16 protein-coding genes are annotated in these 23665 nt (G+C 57.6%); 10 read left to right on the plus strand and 6 right to left on the minus strand.

Annotated features, from left to right (window positions below; translation table 11 throughout):
• Nucleotides 1-41: 41 nt before the first annotated feature.
• Entirely contained in the window at nucleotides 42-1760 is a 1719-nt protein-coding gene (gene aceK, locus ACP7B0_RS11510) for a bifunctional isocitrate dehydrogenase kinase/phosphatase (protein ID WP_426141435.1), read from the plus strand.
• 669 nt (nucleotides 1761-2429) lie between these two features.
• Here the strand turns inward: aceK and ACP7B0_RS11515 are convergent.
• Nucleotides 2430-5903, minus strand: coding sequence for a hybrid sensor histidine kinase/response regulator (locus tag ACP7B0_RS11515; RefSeq protein WP_426141436.1), 3474 nt, complete (start codon nucleotides 5901-5903; stop codon nucleotides 2430-2432).
• A 269-nt stretch (nucleotides 5904-6172) separates the two neighbouring features.
• Here ACP7B0_RS11515 and ACP7B0_RS11520 point away from each other — a divergent pair, with 269 nt between their 5' ends.
• The 4 genes from ACP7B0_RS11520 (at nucleotide 6173) to ACP7B0_RS11535 (ending at nucleotide 12314) form a co-directional block, all read left to right on the plus strand.
• Complete coding sequence (locus tag ACP7B0_RS11520; protein ID WP_426141437.1) at nucleotides 6173-7003, plus strand: hypothetical protein; 831 nt, start codon at nucleotides 6173-6175, stop codon at nucleotides 7001-7003.
• Complete coding sequence (locus ACP7B0_RS11525; RefSeq protein ID WP_426141438.1) at nucleotides 7000-10284, plus strand: LysM peptidoglycan-binding domain-containing protein; 3285 nt, start codon at nucleotides 7000-7002, stop codon at nucleotides 10282-10284. The genes ACP7B0_RS11520 and ACP7B0_RS11525 overlap by 4 nt, the downstream gene beginning before the upstream one ends.
• 1 nt (nucleotide 10285) lies before the next feature.
• A complete protein-coding gene (locus tag ACP7B0_RS11530) occupies nucleotides 10286-11257 on the plus strand; it encodes a tetratricopeptide repeat protein (RefSeq protein ID WP_426141439.1) in 972 nt (323 codons plus the stop codon).
• A gap of 70 nt (nucleotides 11258-11327) precedes the next feature.
• Complete coding sequence (locus tag ACP7B0_RS11535; RefSeq protein ID WP_426141440.1) at nucleotides 11328-12314, plus strand: tetratricopeptide repeat protein; 987 nt, start codon at nucleotides 11328-11330, stop codon at nucleotides 12312-12314.
• Nucleotides 12315-12457: 143 nt separating this feature from the next.
• Here the strand turns inward: ACP7B0_RS11535 and ACP7B0_RS11540 are convergent, their stop codons facing one another.
• Nucleotides 12458-12721, minus strand: coding sequence for a hypothetical protein (locus ACP7B0_RS11540; protein ID WP_426141442.1), 264 nt, complete (start codon nucleotides 12719-12721; stop codon nucleotides 12458-12460).
• A gap of 389 nt (nucleotides 12722-13110) precedes the next feature.
• On the opposite strand from ACP7B0_RS11540, the gene ACP7B0_RS11545 reads away from it, so the two are divergent.
• The 3 genes from ACP7B0_RS11545 (at nucleotide 13111) to mgtA (ending at nucleotide 19522) form a co-directional block, all read left to right on the plus strand.
• Nucleotides 13111-14247 carry a TDT family transporter gene (locus ACP7B0_RS11545; RefSeq protein ID WP_426141443.1) on the plus strand — a complete coding sequence of 379 codons (1137 nt, stop codon included), beginning with the start codon at nucleotides 13111-13113 and terminating at the stop codon, nucleotides 14245-14247.
• A gap of 114 nt (nucleotides 14248-14361) precedes the next feature.
• Nucleotides 14362-16236, plus strand: a complete 1875-nt coding sequence (locus ACP7B0_RS11550; protein ID WP_426141444.1) for an MFS transporter — start codon at nucleotides 14362-14364, stop codon at nucleotides 16234-16236.
• A 502-nt stretch (nucleotides 16237-16738) separates the two neighbouring features.
• Entirely contained in the window at nucleotides 16739-19522 is a 2784-nt protein-coding gene (mgtA, locus tag ACP7B0_RS11555; protein WP_426141445.1) for a magnesium-translocating P-type ATPase, read from the plus strand.
• A gap of 135 nt (nucleotides 19523-19657) precedes the next feature.
• Here mgtA and ACP7B0_RS11560 read toward each other — a convergent pair whose 3' ends face one another.
• The 4 genes from ACP7B0_RS11560 to ACP7B0_RS11575 all read right to left on the minus strand — a co-directional run bounded on the left by ACP7B0_RS11560 (nucleotide 19658) and on the right by ACP7B0_RS11575 (nucleotide 21706).
• Entirely contained in the window at nucleotides 19658-20239 is a 582-nt protein-coding gene (locus ACP7B0_RS11560; protein WP_426141446.1) for a DUF1003 domain-containing protein, read from the minus strand.
• A gap of 258 nt (nucleotides 20240-20497) precedes the next feature.
• Nucleotides 20498-20704: a hypothetical protein gene (locus ACP7B0_RS11565; protein WP_426141447.1), complete on the minus strand. Its 207-nt coding sequence runs from the start codon at nucleotides 20702-20704 to the stop codon at nucleotides 20498-20500.
• A 123-nt stretch (nucleotides 20705-20827) separates the two neighbouring features.
• Nucleotides 20828-21310: a GreA/GreB family elongation factor gene (locus tag ACP7B0_RS11570; protein ID WP_426141448.1), complete on the minus strand. Its 483-nt coding sequence runs from the start codon at nucleotides 21308-21310 to the stop codon at nucleotides 20828-20830.
• Nucleotides 21311-21313: 3 nt separating this feature from the next.
• On the minus strand, nucleotides 21314-21706 hold the full coding sequence (locus ACP7B0_RS11575; RefSeq protein ID WP_426141450.1) for a hypothetical protein: 393 nt from the start codon (nucleotides 21704-21706) through the stop codon (nucleotides 21314-21316).
• 120 nt (nucleotides 21707-21826) lie between these two features.
• On the opposite strand from ACP7B0_RS11575, the gene earP reads away from it, so the two are divergent.
• Both earP and ACP7B0_RS11585 read left to right on the plus strand, forming a co-directional pair.
• On the plus strand, nucleotides 21827-22972 hold the full coding sequence (gene earP / locus ACP7B0_RS11580; RefSeq protein WP_426141451.1) for an elongation factor P maturation arginine rhamnosyltransferase EarP: 1146 nt from the start codon (nucleotides 21827-21829) through the stop codon (nucleotides 22970-22972).
• A gap of 96 nt (nucleotides 22973-23068) precedes the next feature.
• On the plus strand, nucleotides 23069-23638 hold the full coding sequence (locus ACP7B0_RS11585) for an elongation factor P (protein WP_426141453.1): 570 nt from the start codon (nucleotides 23069-23071) through the stop codon (nucleotides 23636-23638).
• Nucleotides 23639-23665: the final 27 nt, after the last annotated feature.

The raw sequence follows: 23665 nt of genomic DNA on the forward strand, positions 1-23665 counted from the left end.
ACTGCTAAGCTGCGGCATACGAATCCCGCAGAGAGATGTTTATGCCCACTTCCTGGCCCGCCGCTGACATCGCCCGAATGATCCTTGAGGGCTTCGACGATTACCGCGAGCATTTCCGGCAGATTGCCGACGGTGCCCAGGCGCGCTTCGAGCACGCGCTGTGGCAGGAAGCGCAGCAGGCTTCGGCGGCGCGGATCAGCCTCTACGAAGAGAAAGTCAACGAAACCCGCGAGACACTGGGCTCCGTTTTCAGCGCTGAGCAATTGCTCGACGTGGCAGGCTGGCCGCAGGTCAAAAGCGCCTACATTCAGTTGATTGATGTCCGACTGGACGACGAACTCTCCGAAACCTGGTTCAACTCGATTTTCTGCGGGCTGTTCAGTCATGACCTGATCAGTGATGGCTGCATGTTCATTCACACTACCCGGCCAACATTGCGCCATCACGACCGCGCCGCCCAGACCCGGACCTTTCACCCCCAGGGTGACCTTCGTGGCATGCTGGACCGGGTTTTCGATGAGTACCGGTTCAACGTTCCCTATGCCGATCTGCCCGGCGACCTGCAGCGCCTTGAAGCGCAGTTGCGCGAAAGCCTGCCCGACTGGGTGTGCAAGGATCCGGCCCTGTGTGTCGAGCTGTTTTCGTCGGTTTTGTATCGCAACAAGGGCGCTTACCTGGTGGGCCGGGTGTTCACCCTCGACGAACAATGGCCGCTGGTGATCGCGATGCTGCACCCTGAGGGTCATGGCATACAGATCGACGCGCTGATCACCGACGAAGCGCAAGTGTCGATCATTTTTTCGTTCACTCGCTCGTACTTCATGGTCGATGTGCCGGTGCCAGCGGAGTTTGTCAGCTTTCTCAAGGGCATTTTGCCGGGCAAGCACATTGCCGAGCTGTACACCTCGATCGGCTTTTACAAACACGGCAAATCCGAGTTCTATCGCGCGCTGATCAATCATCTGGCCCGTACCGATGACCGATTCATCATGGCGCCGGGGGTGCGCGGCATGGTCATGAGCGTGTTCACGCTGCCGGGCTTCAACACCGTGTTCAAGATCATCAAGGATCGCTTTTCGCCCTCCAAGAACGTCGACCGCGCAACCGTCATCGAAAAATACCGGCTGGTGAAAAACGTCGACCGGGTCGGGCGCATGGCTGATACCCAGGAGTTCGCCGACTTCCGCTTTCCGTTGAGCAAATTCGAGCCTGACTGCCTCACCGAACTGCTGCAAGTGGCGGCTTCGACGGTGCACGTGGAGGGCGATACCGTGTTGATCCGCCACTGCTGGACCGAGCGCCGCATGACCCCGCTGAACCTGTACCTGGAAAACGCCAACGAAGCGCAGATCCGTGAAGCGCTGGACGACTATGGCCTGGCGATCAAACAACTGGCTGCGGCGAATATCTTCCCCGGCGATATGCTGCTCAAGAACTTTGGCGTCACCCGGCACGGTCGGGTGGTGTTTTATGACTACGATGAAATCTGCTTCCTGACTGAAGCCAACTTCCGCCACATCCCGGCCCCGCGCACCCCGGAAGACGAAATGGCCTCCGAACCCTGGTACTCCATCGGCCCCCTTGACGTTTTCCCCGAAGAATTCCCGCCGTTTCTGTTCGCCGATATCAAACAGCGCCGGCTATTCGCCAGCCTGCATGGCGAGCTGTACAACGCCGATTACTGGAAAAGCCTGCAAGACGCGATTCGCGAAGGAAAAGTGATTGATGTGTTTCCCTACCGACGCCGGGGGATCGTGTAGGCGCTCACGAGCAACGCAAGGCAGCGATAGCGGTTCGACAGAGACACCGCTTCGCGGCCGTCGTAACCTCCGAGCGCACCTACAAAAAAACATGATTCCTACGCTAGATGTGTAGGCGCTCACGAGCAACGCGAGGCAGCGATAGCGGTTCGACAGAGACACCGTTTCGCGGCCGTCGTAACCTCCGAGCGCTCCTACACAAAAACCTGCCTACGCTGGATGTGTAGGCGCTCACGAGCAACGCGAGGCAGCGATGGCGGTTCGGCAGATACACCGCTTCGCGGCCGTCGTAACCTCCGAGCGCTCCTACGCAAAAACCTGCCTACGCTGGATGTGTAGGCGCTCACGAGCAACGCGAGGCAGCGATGGCGGTTCGGCAGATACACCGCTTCGCGGCCGTCGTAACCTCCGAGCGCACCTACAAAAAAACATGATTCCTACGCTAGATGTGTAGGCGCTCACGAGCAACGCGAGGCAGCGATAGCGTTTTGACAGATACACCGCTTCGCGGCCGTCGTGACCTCCGAGCGCTCCTACGCAAAAACCTGATTCGCGAAAAATTGTAGGAGCTCACGAGCAACGCGAGGCAGCGATGGCGGTTCGGCAGATACACCGCTTCGCGGCCGTCGTGACCTCCGAGCGTTCCTACGCAACACCGGGTGTAGCGCTTTAATTCAAACTCACATGCCGACTCAACAGCGCGCGCAACGCCGCAGGCTTGACAGGCTTGGCGAGAAAATCCAGCCCCGCCGCATGAACTTGCGCGATGAGTTCCGGGCGGCCGTCGGCACTGATCACAACGCCCGGCACAGGTTCGCCCAGCCGTGTGCGCAGCCAGGCCATCAGTTGGGTCCCGGTTTCGCCCTCGTCCAGATGGAAGTCCACCAACGCCAGTTGCGGGCGCACGCCTTGTTCCAGCAAGGCTTCACACTGCTGGCGATCCCTTGCGGTCCACACCTGGCAACCCCAGCGTGTCAGCAGGCTGTTCATGCCGATCAGGATGCTGTCTTCATTGTCGACACACAGCACCTGGGTGCCACCGAGCAGCGGACGCTCAGGCTCGCGGGCTTTCTCGATGACGGGCGTTTGTAGCCGCGCCAACGGCACGCTGACGCTGAACACAGTGCCCTTACCGGGCCAGGAGCGCACCTGCAGCGGATGGTCCAGCACGCGGCACAACCCGTCGGCAATCGCCAGCCCCAAGCCCAGTCCTTTTTCAGCGCGGGTCTGATGGCTGTCCAGGCGCTTGAACTCTTCGAAAATAACCCGCTGCTTATCTTCCGGAATACCGGGGCCACGGTCCCAGACTTCCAGGCTCAAATGCGTGCCCCGACGCCTCACGCCCAGCAGCACCGGCCCTTTGGCGTAGCGGAACGCATTGGTCAGGAAGTTCTGCAAAATGCGCCGCAGCAGCTTCGCGTCACTGTCGACCCGTAAGGACGTGCCGCGGACTCGGAATTTAATCCCTTGCTCCTGCGCCAGCACTTTGAATTCCGCGCCCAGCGGATCGAACAGGGTGTTGAGGGCAAACGGCTGGCGGTCCGGGTTGATCTTGCCATTTTCCAGGCGGGAAATGTCCAGCAGGTCGCTGATCAAGTCCTCGGCCGACCGCAAGGAACTGTCCAGGTGCTGCACCAACTGCTGGGCTTCGGCGGTCATTTCCCCGTCCTGATGGGACAGCGCCGCAGAAAACAGCCGGGCCGCGTTCAGGGGCTGCATCAGGTCATGGCTGACAGCGGCGAGGAACCGGGTTTTGGACTGGTTGGCCGCTTCGGCCGTGCCTTTGGCCTCGGTAAGTGCCACGTTCAGTTGCGACAGCTCATGGGTACGTTCGGCCACACGCTGCTCAAGGCTTTCATTGGCACCTTTGAGCGCCTGTTCGGCATCGCGGAACGCGGTGATGTCCGTGAAACTCATGACGAAACCGCCGCCGGGCATCGGATTGCCGATCAGCTCAATGACCCGTCCATTGGGGAACATCCGTTCCGAGGTGTGCGCACGGCCCTGGCGCATCCAGTGCAAGCGGCGGGCGACGTGGACTTCCGCTTCGCCGGGGCCGCACAAACCGCGCTCGGCGTTGTAGCGAATGATGTCGGCAATAGGCCGGCCGACACTGATCAAACCTTCCGGGTAGTTGAACAGCTCCAGATAACGGTGATTCCAGGCCACCAGCCTCAGGGATTGATCGACGACACTGATGCCCTGGGTGATGTTTTCAATGGCACCCTGCAGCAGCGCCCGATTGAATTGCAGCACTTCGGACGCTTCGTCGGCGATGCGCACCACATCTTCGAGCTGCATTTCCCGGCCTTCGATGGCCGCCTTCACCACCGCGCGGGTCGACGATGCCCCCAACACACCCGCCAGCAAGCGCTCGGTGTGGGCGATCCAGTCGGCGTTGGCATTCTGGTTCGGGTTGAAGCCTTTGCCCTGGCGGTACGCAAAACGAATGAAACTTTGTCGCGCCCGTTCCTCGCCGACAAAACGTGCCGAGAGACTGAGCAAGTCTTCAATCTGCACCGCCAGCAACGGGCGGCTGCTGGGACGCACATGGATCTCCTGACCAATGAACCGTCCCGCCTGCCAATGCTCGGACACCCGAGTGCGGGACAGCACCGACACCCAGGCGAACAGAATGAAATTACCCGCCAGGGACAACACCACGCCTTGGGTCAACGGCGTGATCGGCAGGTTCAGCGGGTTGCCGTGCAGCCACGCCAGCAGCGGAAAGCTGCTCAACGACCAGCCCATGCCGTGGGCCGCGATGGGCAGGACCAAGGTGTAAAACCACAGGAAGATGCCCGCCGCCAAGCCAGCGAAGACGCCGCGACGGTTGGCCTGCTTCCACCACAACGCGCCGAACATGGCCGGGGACAGTTGGGTAATGGCCGCAAACGCGATCTGGCCGATGGTCGCCAGACTGGTCGTTGATCCCAGCAGGCGGTAGCAGACATAAGCCAGCAACAGAATCACCACGATGCTGACCCGACGCACCGACAGCATCCAGTGGCGAAACGCCTCGAATGGCCGTTCGGTGGTTTTACGGCTCAACAGCCACGGCAGCAGCATGTCGTTGGACACCATCGTCGACAGCGCAACACTGGCCACGATTACCATGCCGGTGGCGGCCGAAGCGCCCCCGATGAACGCCAGCAAGGCCAGTGACGGATGGGCATGGGCCAGCGGCAGGCTGATCACGAACGAGTCGGGCAGCACCGAACCGGGCAACAGCATTTGTCCGGCCAGGGCGATGGGCACCACAAACAGCGCCGCCAATGCCAGATACGCCGGGAATACCCACCGGGCCAAACGCAAATCCTGTGGGTTGATGTTCTCCACGACGGTCACGTGAAACTGTCGCGGCAGGCAGACAATCGCCATCATCGCCACACCGGTCTGCACCACCATGGACGGCCAATTGATGGTCTCCCTCCAGTACTGCTCAAGGCGCGGCGCCAGCATGGCCTGGTTGAACAGATCGTCGAAGCCGTCGTACAACCCGTAAGTGACAAACGCCCCGACCGCCATAAAGGCCAACAGCTTGACCAGCGACTCAAAGGCGATGGCGAGCACCATGCCGCGATGGTGCTCCGTGACGTCCAGCGTGCGGGTGCCGAACAGGATGGTAAACAGTGCCAGCACCAGCGACACGATCAGCGCCGTGTCCTGCGCGCTGGTGCCGCTGGCGTCCGCCACGGCGCCGATCAGGATATTCACCCCAAGCACGATGCCCTTGAGCTGCAAGGCGATATAAGGCAGCACGCCCACCAGACAGATCAGCGCCACCACCACCGCCAGCGACTGCGACTTGCCATAGCGCGCGGCAATGAAGTCAGCAATGGAGGTGATGTTCTCCTGCTTGCTGATCAGCACCATCTTCTGCAAGACCCAGGGTGCCAGCAGCAACAGCACGATCGGCCCCAGATAAATCGGCAAAAAGGACCACAACTGCTCAGCCGCCTGACCGACCGCTCCGAAAAACGTCCAGCTGGTGCAATACACCGCCAGCGACAAGCTATACACCCACGCCCGCACAGTCGGCGGCAGCGACGTCGTGCGCCGATCACCGTAAAAGGCAATAGCGAACATGATGGCCATATAGGCCAGGGCAACGGCAGCAATCAGCCCGCTGGACAGCGACATAGAGATTCAGAGCCTCAAAGACAAGCTCGCTAGTCTCGCATGGCGGTCGGGGGTTTTGTAGGAGCGACTTTAGTCGCGAGGGCGCGCGGGGGGCTTGCGTTCAAGGTATTGGCCTTCACAGCGCGACAGCCCTTCGCATCAACGGGCTTTCGTAGGTCGATTCCATCCACAAATGTAGGACCCGTCTCCATTTCTTGTCCCTGTATTGCGAGGGCTTTTCCGACCCGGCATCGTCGCCCGTTTCTGCACAACGAAAGGATGGCGCGCAGATGTCCGATGCAATGACTCGACTCCTCAACCTGCCGACGCTGGCTGCGCCCTGGGAGAAAACGGGCCAATCAATGATTTTTATCGTCGATCAACACCACGCCAAAGAAGCGTGGATGGTCACCCAGCTGCAAAGTCGCCCATTCAACGCGGACCTCCTCTGGTTCGGCACCTCCCTGCAAGATCACGCCATCAAAGGCCCCACCTGGTTCGATCTGCCACCCTCAGCAGTGACAGGCATGGCCAAGGTTTGTCATCAGCGCCCCAAGGGTATTGCCCTGCGTTGTCGTGATCCCGGAGCAGCACTGGCCCACGCCCGGAAGCTGATGGCCATGCCGTTGGGTCGATCACGCATTCTGAACTTCTACAACCCGGTGAACTGGACTGCGCTGGCGATGGACGCGGGCGACAACCTCGGTTGCCTGCTGGGGCCATGGGATGCGGTTTACACCCCTGCACCCCACATCAATCCCGACGCCCAGCGCTGGCATGAGTGGCGACTAGAAACGCCGGCCGCAGCAGAGACCTGCACCTGGCCGCTGGCGTTTCCCGACAGCGTATTCGCGACCTTCAAGGATGTGCGCTGGGTGTATTGGCTACGAGAAAACCCGAAGCATTTCGGCCGTGTGCCTGATTCCGAGCTGCCAAGACTGGCCCGCAACCTGGACTTTCTCGTCAAGCACCGCATCGGTGTAGACGAAGACCTGCTGGAAATTCCCCATCTGATCATCAACGGCGAGCTTTCAGACCGAACCGATCTGTTGCCGATTCTCACCTCATCCGAAAGACCGCACCGCAAAGTCGCTCAACTGCTGGAGGCTGTGCAGCCATGAATACGCAACCCTATGTCGTCGATCAGGGCGATACCCTCAGTTCAATCGCCCAGCGTTGCGGCAGAAGCGTCAGCCAATTGCGCGAGCTGAACCCCTTCATCAGCAACCCCAACTACATTCGTACCGGCTGGGAACTCAAAGTGCCGGCACCGGGTAGCGAAGTGGCTGCGACCGGAAACGAACCGCCTGTAAGCAAAATCCTCAAACTGGAGCCGATCCCCGAAAACGCGGAACACGGCCCCACGAACTTTTGTGGCGAGCAGGCCTGCAGCAAGGACAACCACTATTTCGACATCATTTATGAAGTCGGGCAGGACAGCTTCTGGCTGCTGCGCGAACACACCTTGGACGTACTGGTTAAAGCAGCGGACAAACTGAAAAAAGCCGTGCTCACCACCGACCCGGATTCGCGCCTCAAGGCGCTGGATGAGCGCGGGCTGATGGATTTTTTCCTTGAGCCGAAGCTGAGCAGTTTTCTGGATGCGGACAAGAGTCGGAAGTATCACGAGCTTGAAAAGGATCTGAAAGAGCTCGGGGATGAAATCAGGCAGATCGGTTCATTGGAAACCTCGGCTTTTGGCCGGGAATATATGTGTAAACCTCGTTTTGCCGCCCACACACCCCAAGAGTTCCAGCGAAAAAAACGCGACTTCAGAGAGATGGACAATGAAAGATTCGTCCTTAAGGCTGAAGCTGAACAACAGGCACTGAAGGAAGGCTACAGTTTCGTCGGCACCGAATTGTTCAGCCCTGAAGCCATTGAAGTGGGCAAAATCCGTGAGGTTTACCTCAAGCAGCGGCAGAACTTGATCGATGGCAAGATCCCCGATTTCAAACAAGAGGAAATCGACCAATTTCGCAAAGCCCACGCCAAACTGCTGGCTGATCTGGACGCTGGAAAATACGACCCAAACAACAATCTGGCGGAGTGGGTAAGAGAGTCCGAAAGTTTGTTTCGCTATTCGGAATTCACCAAAACATTAATGCGGGCAGCGGCCTATGGCATTGCCTTGCCCGAATTTGCCCTGCATCACCCTGACGAGGATATTTCCTGGGGCATCAAGCGCTATCGGGATTATCACGAGCTGCTCAAGAACAAAGCCGACCTGGAAAAAAATATTGAAACCAGTTTCGACACTTGGCTGCGGGTAGGCCGACAACAGCCACCAAGCAGCCTGTTCGATGAAGAAAAGCGCCAATGGCAGGATCTGGAAAACAAGGAAAAGGCGCTCAAACAGGACGCTGAAGACATCATCCGCGCGCGCAAACCCGCACTACACCTGCTCTGGAATCCGGAAGCGTTCGAGCCAAAACCGGTACAGCGCCTGGTACGCAGTAACTTTCCCCTGCGAGAAATCAGCGTGCCGACTGAGCGCGCACGCCTTAGCCACCTCAGCTTCAAGGATCTACGCAATAGCCTAGGCAGGCAGGCGCAAAAGACCCTCCAGGAAGATCTGGCCAAGATCGCCGCTAAAGCAGGTAACCCTAATTTCAAAATCGACGCTGGCAATCTCAGTGATGGCGACGCGCTCGACTATTGGTTCATCCATATGGACGCTCGACGATTGAAAATCCAGGATGGCTGGTTTGACACCTCCGGGTTTTTCGCCCCTGCGCGATTCAAGGCGTATCTCAAAGCCCAGGGTTTTTATATCGAGAACCTGCGTGATGACGCCGAATTCGAGGCTTGGGGCAATGGCCTCAAGCAAATGCTCTTCAAGAAAAACCCTCTCGGCCCCCTGCGTCTGGTGGATAACAGCCCGCAAGCGCGCTTGATTCGCTGCCTCACACCACCGCAAAGCAATTTGCACAGCGGCGCCACCGCCAAGGGCTTCGAACTGAGCTTGAACAAAGGTGCCAGCGCCAGCGTCGAGGCGTTTCTGGACATCAACCTTGCGCGGGGCGAAGTCGAACTGCTCCAGTTCGAACTCCCCAAACGCACCCAGGCCACCTCAGTTAAAGCGAAATATATAAATTTCAAGCAGCAGGAAAGCGTTGTCGACCTTGGCCGCTTCTGCCTGGAAGGCGGCATCAAAGCCTGGGGATTCGCCGGCGCGTCCATGTTGCTTAGCGCCAACATGGCCCTCAAACCCAGCGACAGTAAAAATGACGTTGAACTGGACACCAGCCGCGACGCCCAGCGCGGTATTAGCCGCGTTGACATACATGGCCTGCCCAACGTGCGCGCAGACGAAGTCATCAGCGCCAATCTCAACCTGTTCGCAGGCGTGCAGGCGGGGATCAAGATCAGCGGCAGCCTGCAATGGGCTCCCCCCAAAGACCTGCTGACCGCCCGTAGCGTGCAGCCCTATAACGAGCTGGACCCTAGCAAAAAAGACTGGCTAGCGGTCGCGTCCCTGGGTGCCAACCTGAGCGCCGCCGCTGGCGTCGGTGGTAAAGGCGAATTCAGCCTGTCCCTGCAAAACGGCCAGATCATCCTGCGCCTCAAAGTCGCCCTCGTCGCCGGAGTCGGCGCGGACGGCGATTTCAGCTTCGTCCTCGGCTACAAAGCGTTGGTGCACTTCCTCGATATATTCAACCGGGAACTGATCAAAAACGAATACCACAAACTTGACTGGATCATGCCTGAGGCGTTTGAGTATTTTGCTAAAGCGCAGGTGTTGCATGCCGTTGGGGTGGATCTTCAATGGTTGTTTTTGTTGGGGTATAACAAGGTTAAATCGCTGTATGGCGCGATGACGGCAGGGGGGCGGGCTGGAGTTATGGCTTACACGATTGAGCTGAATAAAGATAATGAGGAACTTCTAACTTGGTTTACGATGCTCTCCCCGGAAAGGCTGGGGGCATTGCTTAATACACTTTTGCAGCAACCCACAGAGTTCGAAATAATAACTCATGAACTATCGAGCGGGTTGACAGAGCGGAAGACCCCCAAATTCAAGAAACTGACTGAAGCTGAATCACATCTACTTCAGCAGCGCGCTATAGAGCTGATTCTCAGGGCTATCGTTACGCGAGCAAAATTTAAAGCGTTTAGCAAGTACGGGTGTCACAATACCATCGAGTTGGCTAAGGAACATTTTTACGAAGCGACATTGCGGTTCGCGGCTTTTGCGAAATCCGATAAGCCCAAGCAAACCCATTTGCTTAACGTAGAGCGCCTAGATAAGTTTATGGCAGTGAATTTGTTCTCAGAAAAAAAAGTAAATGTGGAAATGCGTGAAAGCTATAAGGCCCAGCGCTGTGTTCTAGGTCCGCCTATGGGGAATGAATGCCGTTTCGTGGATATACTGGATATGTTTGATGAGAGGACTATCTAATATGTCCGCTTGGCGGGTTTTTATATTGGCGGCGGCGCTTTTCCAGCCGCTTGCTATGGCTTCACTTGCCCCAGATCAGGTTGGCGCGAAAGTAAAAGGTGCCTTTCTATATAATCTTAATCGACACACTGACGCGGTACCTTTTTTAAAAATCGCCGCGGAAGCAGGTGATCGAGAATCACAATATTTTTTGGGCGAAGTGTTGAGAAAACGGGCCACATTTGTGAATGATCTGTCACAGCATTGGTTTGAATTGGCTGCTCATCAAAATGATGTCTCTGCCATGATGCGGCTGTTCAAGACGAGCGATGAGGTGTGCAGATACCTGAATAACTGCGCTCCTGAAACGAGAAGCCCTAAGCATTGGCGCGAGACAGCGCACGCATTTGCTTTGGCCCGTGCGGCCAAAGGTGACGGGGAGGCGATGTATCAATTATATTTGATGAGCGGTGAGTTTGATTGGCTTATAAAGTCAGCTGAAGCGGGCTTTGGTGAGGGGCAATATTGGCTTGGTGTTGAATATAGACAAGGAGCGGGCTTTTTTATCGTTCCCGGCAGGCGGCTCAAAACTGCTGATAAGTGGTTGGTGGCTGCTGCCAATTCGAATTACGTACCAGCTATTGAAGAGCTGACTAGGCTCTTGGCTGAACGAAATGATATTGCTGGAGTTATGTATTGGACGGAACGGGCTGCAAAAGCAGGCGGTATTGAAGCGACAGTCGACTTGGCTGCGTGGATGACTGATACCTCAGATTATTTGAAGCTTCCCCTGGATTTGGTTAAGGGTTATGGACTCATGTTAGTTGTTGCGCAGGCAGAGCTTCCGAGCAGGAAGGGAATTGATGAAAGGCAGTTGAAGGAGCTCGAAAAACGTATGGAGCCTGAGCAAATAACGGCAGGCAAAGCTTTCGCGGAGGAATGGAAAAAAACAAATGCGCCACTTTCGCGCTTTCCCACTAAGTACGGGTTGTAGTTCGAGTCGTCATGCTCTCGTACATTTATAATCATTCACCCCAAACCGCCCATTTTCAGAGGATCCTGCGTTGCGCACATGGTTCGTCAGTTGTGTTTCGTTTTGCTGGTTTTTCTTCAGCCCGTTGTCGTCATCCCAAATTTCCTCCGATCTCGAATCCGCTAAGAAACAAGGCCTGATTTTATACAATATGTCTTTAGGTAAACAGGTTAACAATCAGGCAGCACCGCTGATCGAGGTTGCGGCAAAGGCAGGTGATTCTGAGTCCCAATACTACATGGGCGAAATCGAGCGACAGAAATCAATGTTCATAAGTTCTGAGGCGCAGCAATGGTACAAAAAAGCAGCCGATCAGGGAGATATATACTCGATGCTTCGTTTGGCCAACGCGGATAACAAGCTTTGTCAGTTGCTTAAGAACTGTGGAGGTACAGTTAAAGCGCCTGAAGAATGGGCTGATTCAGCTCGCACGTTAGGAGAACAGCGCGCAAGGCAGGGCAACGGTGAAGCTATGTTTCAACTTTATTTGTTGACCGATGATCTGGACTGGCTTATCAAGTCTACGGATGCAGGTTTCCCTGAAGCGCAGGACTGGTTAGCCGTTCAATATCAGGAAGGAGCCGGTTTTTTTCTGATCCCCGGCAAGCGCGATAAAGAAATTGAGCGGCTGTTTCGCGCTGCGGCTCAGGCGGGTTATGTTCCCGCGATGGGTAACTTGGCCATGTATTTGCTCTCGAAGAGAGACTTAATAGGTGCTGGTAGCTGGATCAAGGCGGCCGCCGAACATGGCCATTTTGGTGCGGTTAGTAGTTATGGCGCTTGGAGCGCCCATGCGCCAGATCGAGTCGGTTTACCGCTGGACTTGGTAAAGGCCTATGGGTTGATATACTTACTGGCTAAGGCCGAACCGGGTGCATATGGCTATGGTGAAAGAAAGTTGAAAGAAATTTCCGACAGAATGAATTTCGAACAAATAGAGGCTGGCACAGCCTTCGCCGAGGAATGGAAGAAAACCCATCCGCCGTTATCCAGATTTCTACCTAAATATGGTTACTGATCGAATTTTTTGGCCCCGGTGACGGTGCGGATGCGTTCTCAATGACGGTCGGAGTCGGACTTGAGCTCGAATCGCGAACAAGTTCGCTCCTACAGGTTATTCCGTTTTTGATGATTTGCCTGTAGGAGCACGCTTGCGTCAGATCAACCCTCTACTTCACTCAACCTCACTTCCATCGCTTCCAACACATCACAACTATCCTGCAACAACAGACAAGCCACCTGCGCCACATGGGCGAGGTGGTTTTCGTCGGGGTCTTTGAGGTTGGCGGTGCTCAGGCAGGTCATCAGGTTTTTCACGGCGGTCAGGCGTTCGACGGCGCAGTGGTGCAGGTCGGGGAAGGGGGCGTTCGGGTTGATGAACAGGACGGTATTTGGGTATTGCTGCATCTGAGTGTATTGGGTCATGAAGAAAGTCCAGAAGGTATGATTAAACCTGCCGCCCCTTTCGTCGCCAAACGAATTTGGGTGACAGCTGTACGCAGGTTGGCGAACCGGTCATACCCACCCGGCAGACCCGAAGGTCTCCCACGCACAGCTGCCATGAACGTCGCCCACGCAAAGGTGAAGACAACGGAGCATTAACAACTGTTGCTTGGGTGATGGGTCGGATCGCCAAATCCGGTCGCTGATGTGCAGCGACGGGCGAATCATAGGGAGATGGCGGGTTCGGTGCAACCGCTGGCCGGATGATGTTTTATCTGCAAAACCGATGACCTATACAGAAATTACCCGCTTAGTCGATATCAGGTGCGGCCTTACCCTGTATCCCACCTCATCCGAGGACTGGAGCCGACATGAGCCGCATCATTGATTACCCCTGCAAACCCCTGAGTCATTTGCCGCATCCCCGTGAAGTGATTCGCCAGTTCACGCCCAACTGGTTTGCGGCGACCATGGGCACCGGGATTTTGTCGTTGGCATTGCCTGCTGCCTATCCCGCCCTGTACGGGTTGGGCGAAGCGCTATGGCTGTTGAACATTGGCTTGTTCGTGTTGTTCAGCGTGCTGTATGCGGCGCGCTGGTGGTTGTTTTTCGATGAAGCGCGGCGGGTGTTCGGGCATTCCACGGTGTCGATGTTTTTCGGCACCATCCCCATGGGATTGGCCACCCTCATCAATGGCTTGCTGGTCTTCGGCGTTGCCCGTTGGGGCGAGGCGGTAGTGCCGCTGGCGCAGGCATTGTGGTGGCTGGATGTGGCGATGGCATTGGCGTGTGGCGTATTGATCCCGTTCATGATGTTCACCCGCCAGGAGCACAGCATCGATCAAATGACGGCGGTCTGGCTGTTGCCCGTGGTCGCGGCCGAAGTGGCAGCGGTTAGCGGCGGCCAACTGGCGCCGCATCTGGCGGATGTGCACGGGCAGTTTTCGGTGTTGATCACCAGTTACGTGCTCTGGGCGTTTTCAGTGCCGGTGGCGTTCGGCATTCTGACCATCCTCATGCTGCGCATGGCCCTGCACAAGTTGCCCCACGCTAACATGGCCGCGTCGAGCTGGCTGGCGCTGGGGCCGATCAGCACCGGCGCGCTGGGCATGATGTTGCTGGGTGGCGAGGCACCGGAGATTTTCGCAGCCGTCGGTTTGCCCGGCGCGGGCGATGTTGCGGCCGGGATCGGTTTGATTGCAGGCATTACGTTATGGGGCTTCGGGTTATGGTGGCTGTTGCTTGCGGTGCTGATTACCTTGCGCTATCTGCGCAGCGGCATCCCGTTCAATCTGGGCTGGTGGGGCTTTACCTTTCCCCTCGGGGTTTACGCGCTCACCACGTTGAAGCTGGGTGCGGTGTTGAACCTGACCTTCTTCACCAACGCCGGCTGCCTGTTGGTGGTGGCGTTGGCGGGGATGTGGCTGATAGTCATGAACCGCACCCTGCGCGGGGCTTATCGCGGGGAGTTGTTTGTTTCGCCGTGCATTGCCGGGGCGTGTACATGATATTTCTCGGCAATACCGGAAACGTCCTATCGACATAACGTAAGCGAACGTCTTCAATGTGGCTCGCACTGGAACAAGACCTTCCAACCGCAAAGCCACTCAGGACCACGGACGATGAGCCACCCGTCACAATTCACGCTGTTAGGGAAACGCCGCTTCCTGCCGTTTTTCATCACCCAGTCCCTCGGGGCGTTCAACGACAACATTCTCAAGCAATCGCTGATCCTGGCCATCCTCTACAAGCTGGCCATCGAGGGCGACCGTTCCATCTGGGTCAACCTGTGCGCGTTGTTGTTCATCCTGCCGTTTTTTCTGTTCTCGGCCCTGGCCGGGCAGTTTGGCGAGAAGTACGCCAAGGATGCGTTGATCCGGTTGATCAAGCTGGGTGAGATCGCGATCATGCTGGTGGGTGCGGCGGGGTTCATGTTGGGGCACCTGTGGCTGATGCTGCTGGCGCTGTTTGCCATGGGCACTCACTCGGCGCTGTTCGGGCCGGTCAAGTATTCCATCCTGCCCCAGCACCTGCGCGAAGACGAACTGGTGGGCGGCAACGGTCTGGTGGAAATGGGCACGTTCCTGGCGATTCTGGCGGGCACCATTGGTGCCGGGGTCATGATGTCCACGGCCAACTACGCGCCCCTTGTGGCCGGTGTCATGGTGCTGGTGGCGTGCCTGGGTTATCTGGCCAGCCGGGGCATCCCCCGTGCGGCGGCGGCAACGCCGGAAATGACCATCAACTGGAACATCTTCACCCAGTCCTGGGCCACCATGCGCATGGGCCTGAACCAGACCCCCGCGGTGTCGCGCTCGATTGTGGGCAACTCCTGGTTCTGGTTCGTCGGCGCGATTTACCTCACGCAAATCCCGGCCTACGCCAAAGAGTGGCTGTACGGCGACGAAACCGTGGTGACGCTGATCCTGACGGTGTTTTCCGTGGGCATTGCCGCCGGCTCGATGCTCTGCGAGCGCTTGTCCGGGCGCAAGGTGGAGATCGGCCTGGTGCCGTTCGGCTCCATGGGGCTGACGGTGTTTGGCCTGTTGCTGTGGTGGCATTCGGGCAATATGCCGCAGAACGTCATGGCCAATGACTGGCTGGCGGTGCTGTCGTTCAGTCAGGCGTGGTGGGTGCTGATTGATATTCTGGGCATTGGCTTGTTTGGCGGCTTTTATATCGTGCCGCTGTACGCGCTGATCCAGTCCCGCACGCTGGAAAACGAGCGCTCGCGGGTGATCGCCTCCAACAATATTCTCAACGCGCTGTTCATGGTGGTCTCGGCGCTGGTGTCGATCCTGCTGCTGAGCGTCGCCGGGCTGTCGATTCCGCAATTGTTTCTGGTCATCTCGTTGATGAACATCGCGGTCAACACCTACATCTTCAAGATCGTGCCCGAGTTCACCATGCGGTTCCTGATCTGGCTGCTCAGCCATTCCATGTACCGCGTCGAGCATCGCAATCTCGATCTGATCCCGGACGAAGGCGCCGCGCTGCTGGTCTGCAACCATGTGTCCTTTGTGGATGCGCTGCTGATCGGCGGCGCGGTACGGCGGCCGATTCGCTTTGTAATGTATTACAAGATCTACAACCTGCCGGTGCTCAACTTTATATTCCGCACTGCCGGGACGATCCCTATTGCCGGGCGTAACGAGGATTTGCAGATCTACGAACAGGCGTTCAGCAAGATTGCCCATTACCTCAACAACGGGGAACTGGTGTGTATTTTCCCGGAAGGCAAGTTGACTGGCGATGGTGAAGTCGACGAGTTCAAGGGCGGCATGACCAAGGTGCTGGAGCAGACCCAGGTGCCAGTGATCCCGTTGGCGCTGCAAGGGCTGTGGGGCAGTTTTTTCAGTCGCGACCCCAACAAGGGCGTGTTTCGACGCCTGTGGTCGCGGGTGACCGTGGTGGCTGGCGCGCCATTGCCCGCCGAAGGTTCGTCACCCGCCCAGGCCCGTGAACAGGTGGCGCTGCTGCGCGGCAGCGTGCGCTAAGCCATCGGATGTGGCGCTGAGGGGAATACGGGACGGTTTTGGGTGATGGGCTCATGGTTAGCTCGCACCCCCACCAGCCATTCTGAACCTTCGCTGAACGACCGGAGTGTTGCCTGTGTTTAACGGGCAATGCCGGTTTACCCGGTCGAAAACCGACGCTATGCTTCGCGCCACAACCCTCTAATGGAGACCTTCGTGGACACATGTTCGAGTGACAGTAGTCGGCAGGTTCTTGCAACCTGCACACACTTGGCACGTTAACGCGCAGCATTTCTCCTGCCGTTATCTTGCTCAAGGCGAGAAACGGCATCCCGGTAAACGGTCCTTCGCGGCCGCACCTTCGAAGCCCTCATCGATACTGAAATGATCAACAGCTGATCGCGGCGTTGTTGCGCCTGCGCTTGCCTGCTGAACGGACGCGCCTGTCGTGCGACAGGCGAGCCGCGCTGTGTCCTGCTCGATGCGGGGCGACGGCGCGGGTGCCTGCGTGGTTTCTCCTGTCATGCCGTTATGCAGTAAGGAGACAGCCTTGAACATGTCCTTCTTGAAAGAGCTTTTCGCCAGCTTTCTAAGCAGCCGTCGCATGGGTCGGCACTTTCGGCGGCTGACGATTTTCGAAAGCATCACGCCTAACAGCGTCAGCCGTGATGTACCCGGCACGCTGGCGCAAACACTGTTGAAAGCGTCCAACAGCGAGCCGCACACCCTGCTCGAGTCCTTGCACAGTTGTGCCGATGGCCTGAGCGAAAGCCAGGCGCTGGTGCTGCGTGAGCAGGTCGGGCTCAACGAGGTGGCGCACGAGCAACCGCTGCGCTGGTGGCAGCATCTTTGGCACTGCTACAAGAATCCGTTCAACCTGCTGTTGACGCTGCTGGCGATCGTTTCGTTTTTGACTGACGACCTGGAGGCCACGGTGGTGATTTCTACCATGGTCGTGCTGTCGAGCCTGATGCGGTTCTGGCAGGAAGCCCGCTCCAACAAAGCGGCCGATGCCCTCAAAGCCATGGTCAGCACCACGGCCACGGTGTTGCGCAAGCGCGAGCCTGGGGATGAACTGGAAAACCGGCACCGTAACGGCGGGCTGTCCGAGAACACCCGGCGCATCGAGTTGCCGATCCGGTTGCTGGTGCCCGGTGATCTTATCCACCTGTCAGCCGGGGACATGATCCCCGCCGATTGCCGTTTGCTGACCGCCAAGGATCTGTTTGTAGGGCAGGCGGCCATGACCGGTGAATCCATGCCGGTGGAGAAGTTCGTCTGCCAACAGCAAGCCGATGCGGCCAGCCCACTGGACCTGCAGAACATCCTGTTCATGGGCACCAATGTGGTGTCCGGTTCCGCCACGGCGGTGATCGTCACCACCGGTAATCGCACCTATTTCGGTGCGCTGGCGCAGCGGATCACCGCCACTGACCGGGCGACAACCTCGTTTCAGGCCGGGGTGAACAAGGTCAGCTGGCTGCTGATCCGCTTCATGCTGGTCATGGCGCCACTGGTGCTGTTCATCAATGGCTTCACCAAGGGCGACTGGATGGAAGCGGTGCTCTTCGCGTTGTCGGTTGCCGTGGGCCTGACCCCGGAAATGCTGCCGATGATTGTCACCTCGACCCTGGCCAAGGGCGCGGTGGTCATGTCCCGCAAAAAAGTCATCGTCAAACGTCTGGATGCCATCCAGAACTTCGGTGCCATGGATGTGCTGTGCACCGACAAGACCGGCACCCTGACCCAGGACCGCATCTTTCTGGCGCGGCATGTGGACGTGTGGGGCGAAGACTCCGACGCGGTTCTGGACATGGCCTACCTCAACAGCTACTACCAGACCGGCCTGAAAAACCTGCTGGACGTTGCCGTTCTTGAACATGTGGAAGTTCATCGCGATCTGAACGTGGCGACTGACTTTGCCAAGGTGGATGAAATCCCGTTTGACTTCACCCGGCGTCGAATGTCAGTGGTGGTGGCTCAGGCCGACCAGTCCCATCTGCTGATCTGCAAGGGCGCCGTGGAAGAAATCCTGAGCGTATGTACCCAGGTGCGGCACGACGAAACCCTCGAACCGCTCAATGCCCAACTGCTGGCGCGTATACGTCAGGTCACCGCGCAGTTGAATGAGGAAGGCTTGCGGGTGGTGGCTGTCGCCGCACGTGAATCGGCTGCACAGAAAAGCGTCTACGGCATCGCCGATGAACAGGGGCTGACCTTGATCGGGTACGTGGCCTTTCTCGACCCGCCCAAGGAAAGCACCGCGCCCGCATTGAAGGCGTTGGCCGCCCATGGCGTGACCGTGAAAGTGTTGACCGGCGATAACGAGCGAGTCACTGCCAAGATTTGCCGCGAAGTCGGGCTGGCGCAGCAAGGCTTGCTGGTGGGCAGCGATGTGGAACGCATGGACGATGAGGCGCTGGCCAAGGCCGTCGAGACCCATAACGTGTTTGCCCGCCTGACCCCCGCACACAAGGAACGCATCGTCCGTCTGCTCAAAGGCAACGGTCACGTGGTGGGCTTCATGGGCGATGGCATCAACGACGCGCCGGCACTGCGCACGGCAGACATCGGTATTTCTGTCGACACAGCGGTGGACATCGCCAAGGAAGCGGCCGATATCATCCTGTTGGAAAAAAGCCTGCTGGTGCTGGAAGAGGGCGTACTGGAAGGGCGGCGGACCTTTGCCAATATGCTCAAGTACATCAAGATGACCGCGAGTTCCAACTTCGGCAATGTGTTCTCGGTGCTGATCGCCAGCGCGTTCATTCCCTTTCTGCCCATGCTGCCGATGCACCTGCTGGTGCAGAACCTGCTTTACGACGTGTCGCAGATTGCCATCCCGTTCGATAACGTCGATGAAGAACTGCTCAAGCAACCGCAACGCTGGCAGCCCGGGGAGATCGGGCGCTTCATGCTGTTTTTCGGTCCGATCAGTTCGGTGTTCGACATCATCACCTTTCTGATGATGTGGTTTGTGTTTCGTGCTGACACACCCGCCCATCAAACGCTGTTTCAGTCGGGCTGGTTCGTGGTGGGCTTGCTGACCCAGACATTGGTGATCCACATGATCCGCACGCCGAAAATCCCGTTCATTCAGAGTCGCGCTGCGACGCCGCTGATGATCATGACCGGGATCATCATGGCCGTCGGGATTTTCCTGCCGATGGGCCCGCTGGCGAGCTATTTCAAACTGCAGGCATTGCCGCTGATGTACTTCGTTTACCTGCCGCTGATCCTGCTGGCGTACATGGCGCTGACCCAGGCCGTGAAAGGCTTCTACACCCGTCGTTTCGGCTGGCAGTAAGCAGATCGGGCAATGCTCTTGCGGCATCGCCCGAACACTTCAGGTCAATCCCACTGCGGCGCGAGGCTCGCCGTTCTGTTTAGCGTCAGTGCCAATTGAGGCGTTCAACCCGTCTTATACGAGCCCCTTCGATGTCTACTGCGACGATTTAGTACAGCCAGCTCCCTCGCGCTTCACGAAATGCTTGTGCATATCCGACGTCAGCGTCTCGACGCGTTCGGTCAGCGACTTGGTGAGTTCCGTCAGTCGGGTGTTCTGCTCCAGCAGTTCCAGCATCTGCGCGGCGTGTTCAGCCGCCATGACCAGGCGTTGCTCGTTAGCGACCGCCAGATCCTCGCGATGCAGGGCATCGGCATCGGCATTGGCTTTATCCCGCGCGGCCTGACGCGTCTGGGCAAGCAAAATGAGCGGCGCGGCATAGGCTGATTGCAGGCTGAACGCCAGATTGAGCAGGATGAACGGGTAGATATCGAAATGGGTCAACCCGGTTGCGTTGGCTGCGACCCAGAGCACGACGATGACCGTTTGCGCACCGAGGAACATCGGGGTGCCAAAGAAACGGGCAAACGCCTCGGCCTTGAGCGCGAACGAATCGTTGCCGAAGGTGCTGCCCAAGTGCGCGTGTTGTTTATGAAAACGCAGGTGATCAACGGTTTTTTTAGCCGGTGCTGCTGACGCTGGCGGGGTCGACGAGGACTCAGTCGCTGCGGTGGTCATGTCCAATTTCCTGATAACCAATGACAAGCGGTCACTATAGGCGCTTGCGCAGGCAGGGTGCTTCAGGAGGCTGAATGATTGCTGAATACCTTGCGAGTACGCGCCGCCGGGCCATCCCTGGCGAGCGCACCCCACCACGGCGTGTATACGCTGTTGGGGTGAGCGGGCCGCGCTTCGACTCGCCCGCGAAGAGGCCGCTACGTCCTGGCCGCCGCTGGACATTAAACGGGTAACAGTGATCGTCGTCAGTTAACCCGATCAATCCACCGGTTCAGGATGCAACGGTTTGGACAGGTGCATGATGCTCGCGTAATCGTAGACGTACTGACGTCCTGCATGGCTGGTCTGACGCAATTGGTCGATCAGCAGTCGCTCTTTTTTGTTCAGGTACCTCAACCCAGGATGGTCACTTGACTTGAGGTGATCACGTTCATGGGCGTCAGGAAACGTAATGACGTTTGACATGAAATATCTCCTTCTAAGTAAGTCATAGCTTCCGGCTATGCAGTCCCGGTCACGGGTTATGGGGCGACGACGCACCTTACCCAGAAAAAGCTGAAGCGATCAACCCTGCAAATGAATAGCCGGTCACACAATCCGTGTTACCTCGAAGGATTGCTTGCCGCCATTGACGATTATTTCCAGCTCATCGGCGTCAAACTTGCCGATCAGGTTTTGGCCCAGGGGCGCTCGGGCGGTGATAACCGTGATGATGGCGTTTTCCAGGTGAATCTTCAGACCGGCGGCATCGGGCCCCAGAAACAGCCGTTGTTCTGCGCCTGTCGCGGTTTGCAGCGTGACGAGGTCGCCGATCTGGATACCGCGTTTTTCGTCAAAGGGTGTCAGTTCCAGCTTTTGATACGCCAGCAAGGCTTGGCGGATTTCTTCCACGCGCCTGGCCTGACCCGCTGCCAGATAGGACGCCTCAAGGCCAAGCGTGTCGTATTTGTTCTCGGCAATGTTTTCTTCGTGGGTCGCGGTTTCGTAGGCGGTCTGCGCAGCCCTTTGGGCGACGTCCAGATCCACCTTGAGTGTGTCGATGATCGCTTGCAGTACGGTTTGCTTGTTCATGGTCTATCCGCAGAACTGCATCACATTGGCGCGGCTCTTGTCGCTCGGCGCTGTTCGGTCTTGTTGCAGCCAGAAATTGCATTTCGGCGCGTTGAAGGTTTTTTGCTGCTGCTCCCGGGTCTGCTCCATGGCCTGACGCGCTTCGCTCTCGCGCAGGTTCTGTTCGTAGTGTTCGAACATGGTTTTTTCAGACTCGGCAGGGACCGTCGCGGGCGTACTCAGCCGTACGGCCGCGTTGCTCACCGCTTGCGTCTGCGCCTCGGGCAACGCCCGGAAAACCAGCACGCCGGTCAGCACTGCCGCAGCGATGCCGAGCCAGATGCCCAGGGCGATACAGGCGATCAGCTTCAAGGGGGGCATCGAGACGTTCAGCTCGCGACGATTTGAAAGGGGCATGACATGTCCTCGGCGTTGACGGCAGGTGATGGCGATTGTGACATGACCGAAGGCTGGTGAATGCGGGTTGTTCTGACGGACAATCACGGTTTTTCGTCATCGAGCCTCAGGGAGCCGAGAATGAAAGCCTCTTGGGACATTTTTTGCAGTGTCGTCGATAACTACGGCGACATTGGCGTGACCTGGCGCCTGGCCCGGCAATTGGTGGCCGAGCATGACGTGACGGTGCGTTTGTGGGTCGATGATCTGCAGGCGTTCGTGCGTTTGTGTCCGACCGCGGATGCCCAGGCGGCGCAACAGTGGCAGGAGGGCGTCAGCGTTCACCTGTGGCAGAAAGAATGGCAGCCGGTTGAGGTCGCCGATGTGATCATCGAAGCCTTTGCCTGCCGGTTACCGCCTGCTTATACGGAGGCCATCCTGCAATGCTCGCCAAGGCCGGTGTGGGTGAATCTGGAGTACCTGAGTGCCGAAGAGTGGGTAACCGGTTGCCATGGCTTGCCGTCGGTACAGTCCAATGGGTTGCGCAAGTTCTTCTTCTTTCCGGGGTTTCGTCCGACGACTGGCGGTTTGTTGCGGGAACACGGCTTGATCGAAGCGCGTCGGGCGTTTCAGCAAGATAAGGCTGCACAGGGCAGTTTCCTGCAACGGTTGGGGGTAAAGCCTGAAGAGGGCGCTCGCCTGATCTCGGTGTTTGCCTACGAGAACCCAAGCCTGGGGACTTGGCTTGAGTTGCTATCCACCGAGAGCCGGCCCACTCATCTGCTGGTGCCTGAAGGTCGCATTCTGGGGGATCTACAACGTTGGTTGGGCGTGGATGGCTTGCAGGCTGGTACGCTGTTGAAACGCTGCGCATTGACCGTACAGGTGCTGCCGTTCGTCAGACAGGAGGATTACGACTGGCTGCTCTGGTGCTGCGATTTCAACGTGGTGCGCGGCGAAGATTCCTTCGTGCGAGCGCAATGGGCCGCCCGGTCGCTGCTCTGGCACATCTATGAACAGGACGATGACGCCCATTGGGCCAAGCTCGATGCCTTTCTCGAACTATACCTTGCGGGGCTCTCGACGGTTGCCGCCCAGGCGTTGACCGAGTTCTGGCGAACCTGGAATGCGGGGCGCGACAGCACGGCAAGCTGGCTGGCGCTGGCCGCCTATTGGCCGGAAATCGAAAGCCACGCCGAGCGCTGGTGTCTGGAACAGGCCTCGCACGCCGATCTTGCTGCGGCGCTGGTACTGTTTTGTGGAGTTTCGTATGATACGCGGCCTTGAGATTAGGCTCTGTACGAAAAAGACCTTTCTGCCACACGGGAAAGCGGTTTCTCGTACAGAGCCTCGGCAACTTCCATCCAAATTCGGATATACGCAATGAAAACTGGTAAAGAACTCAAACCCGGTACCGTGATTCGTCTCGAAAACGATCCTTGGCTGGTTCAGAAAGCTGAATTCACCAAGTCTGGTCGTAACAGCGCAATCATGAAGACCAAGCTGAAAAACCTGCTGACCGGTTACAAGACCGAGATCGTTTACAGCGCCGACGACAAGCTGGATGACGTGATTCTGGATCGCAAGGAAGCGACTCTGTCCTTCATCAGCGGCGACACCTACACGTTCATGGACACCACTGACTACACCATGTACGAGCTGAACGCTGAAGACATCGAAGCCGTTCTGCCATTCGTTGAAGAAGGCATGACCGACGTTTGCGAAGCGATCTTCTTCGAAGAGCGTCTGGTTTCCGTAGAACTGCCGACCACTATCGTGCGTCAGGTTGACTACACCGAAGGTTCCGCTCGCGGCGACACTTCGGGCAAGGTCATGAAGCCTGCCAAACTGAAAAACGGCACCGAACTCAGCGTTGCTGACTTCATCGAAATCGGCGACATGATCGAAATCGATACCCGTGACGGCGGTTCCTACAAAGGCCGTGCTAAATAAGCACAGCGTTTACCGCAGCCACACACA

This window comes from Pseudomonas sp. DWP3-1-2 (assembly GCF_049896285.1).
GTDB lineage: Bacteria > Pseudomonadota > Gammaproteobacteria > Pseudomonadales > Pseudomonadaceae > Aquipseudomonas.

Excerpts from the sequence above, each read along its gene's own strand:
- ACP7B0_RS11565 (WP_426141447.1), bottom strand. The coding sequence starts at position 20,704 with ATGTCAAACGTCATTACGTTTCCTGACGCCCATGAACGTGATCACCTC.
- mgtA (WP_426141445.1), top strand. The coding sequence starts at position 16,739 with ATGCCGTTATGCAGTAAGGAGACAGCCTTGAACATGTCCTTCTTGAAA.
- ACP7B0_RS11540 (WP_426141442.1), bottom strand. The coding sequence starts at position 12,721 with ATGACCCAATACACTCAGATGCAGCAATACCCAAATACCGTCCTGTTC.
- ACP7B0_RS11545 (WP_426141443.1), top strand. The coding sequence starts at position 13,111 with ATGAGCCGCATCATTGATTACCCCTGCAAACCCCTGAGTCATTTGCCG.
- ACP7B0_RS11570 (WP_426141448.1), bottom strand. The coding sequence starts at position 21,310 with ATGAACAAGCAAACCGTACTGCAAGCGATCATCGACACACTCAAGGTG.
- ACP7B0_RS11525 (WP_426141438.1), top strand. The coding sequence starts at position 7,000 with ATGAATACGCAACCCTATGTCGTCGATCAGGGCGATACCCTCAGTTCA.
- ACP7B0_RS11575 (WP_426141450.1), bottom strand. The coding sequence starts at position 21,706 with ATGCCCCTTTCAAATCGTCGCGAGCTGAACGTCTCGATGCCCCCCTTG.
- ACP7B0_RS11520 (WP_426141437.1), top strand. The coding sequence starts at position 6,173 with ATGTCCGATGCAATGACTCGACTCCTCAACCTGCCGACGCTGGCTGCG.
- ACP7B0_RS11560 (WP_426141446.1), bottom strand. The coding sequence starts at position 20,239 with ATGACCACCGCAGCGACTGAGTCCTCGTCGACCCCGCCAGCGTCAGCA.
- ACP7B0_RS11585 (WP_426141453.1), top strand. The coding sequence starts at position 23,069 with ATGAAAACTGGTAAAGAACTCAAACCCGGTACCGTGATTCGTCTCGAA.
- ACP7B0_RS11515 (WP_426141436.1), bottom strand. The coding sequence starts at position 5,903 with ATGTCGCTGTCCAGCGGGCTGATTGCTGCCGTTGCCCTGGCCTATATG.
- earP (WP_426141451.1), top strand. The coding sequence starts at position 21,827 with ATGAAAGCCTCTTGGGACATTTTTTGCAGTGTCGTCGATAACTACGGC.
- ACP7B0_RS11550 (WP_426141444.1), top strand. The coding sequence starts at position 14,362 with ATGAGCCACCCGTCACAATTCACGCTGTTAGGGAAACGCCGCTTCCTG.
- aceK (WP_426141435.1), top strand. The coding sequence starts at position 42 with ATGCCCACTTCCTGGCCCGCCGCTGACATCGCCCGAATGATCCTTGAG.
- ACP7B0_RS11530 (WP_426141439.1), top strand. The coding sequence starts at position 10,286 with ATGTCCGCTTGGCGGGTTTTTATATTGGCGGCGGCGCTTTTCCAGCCG.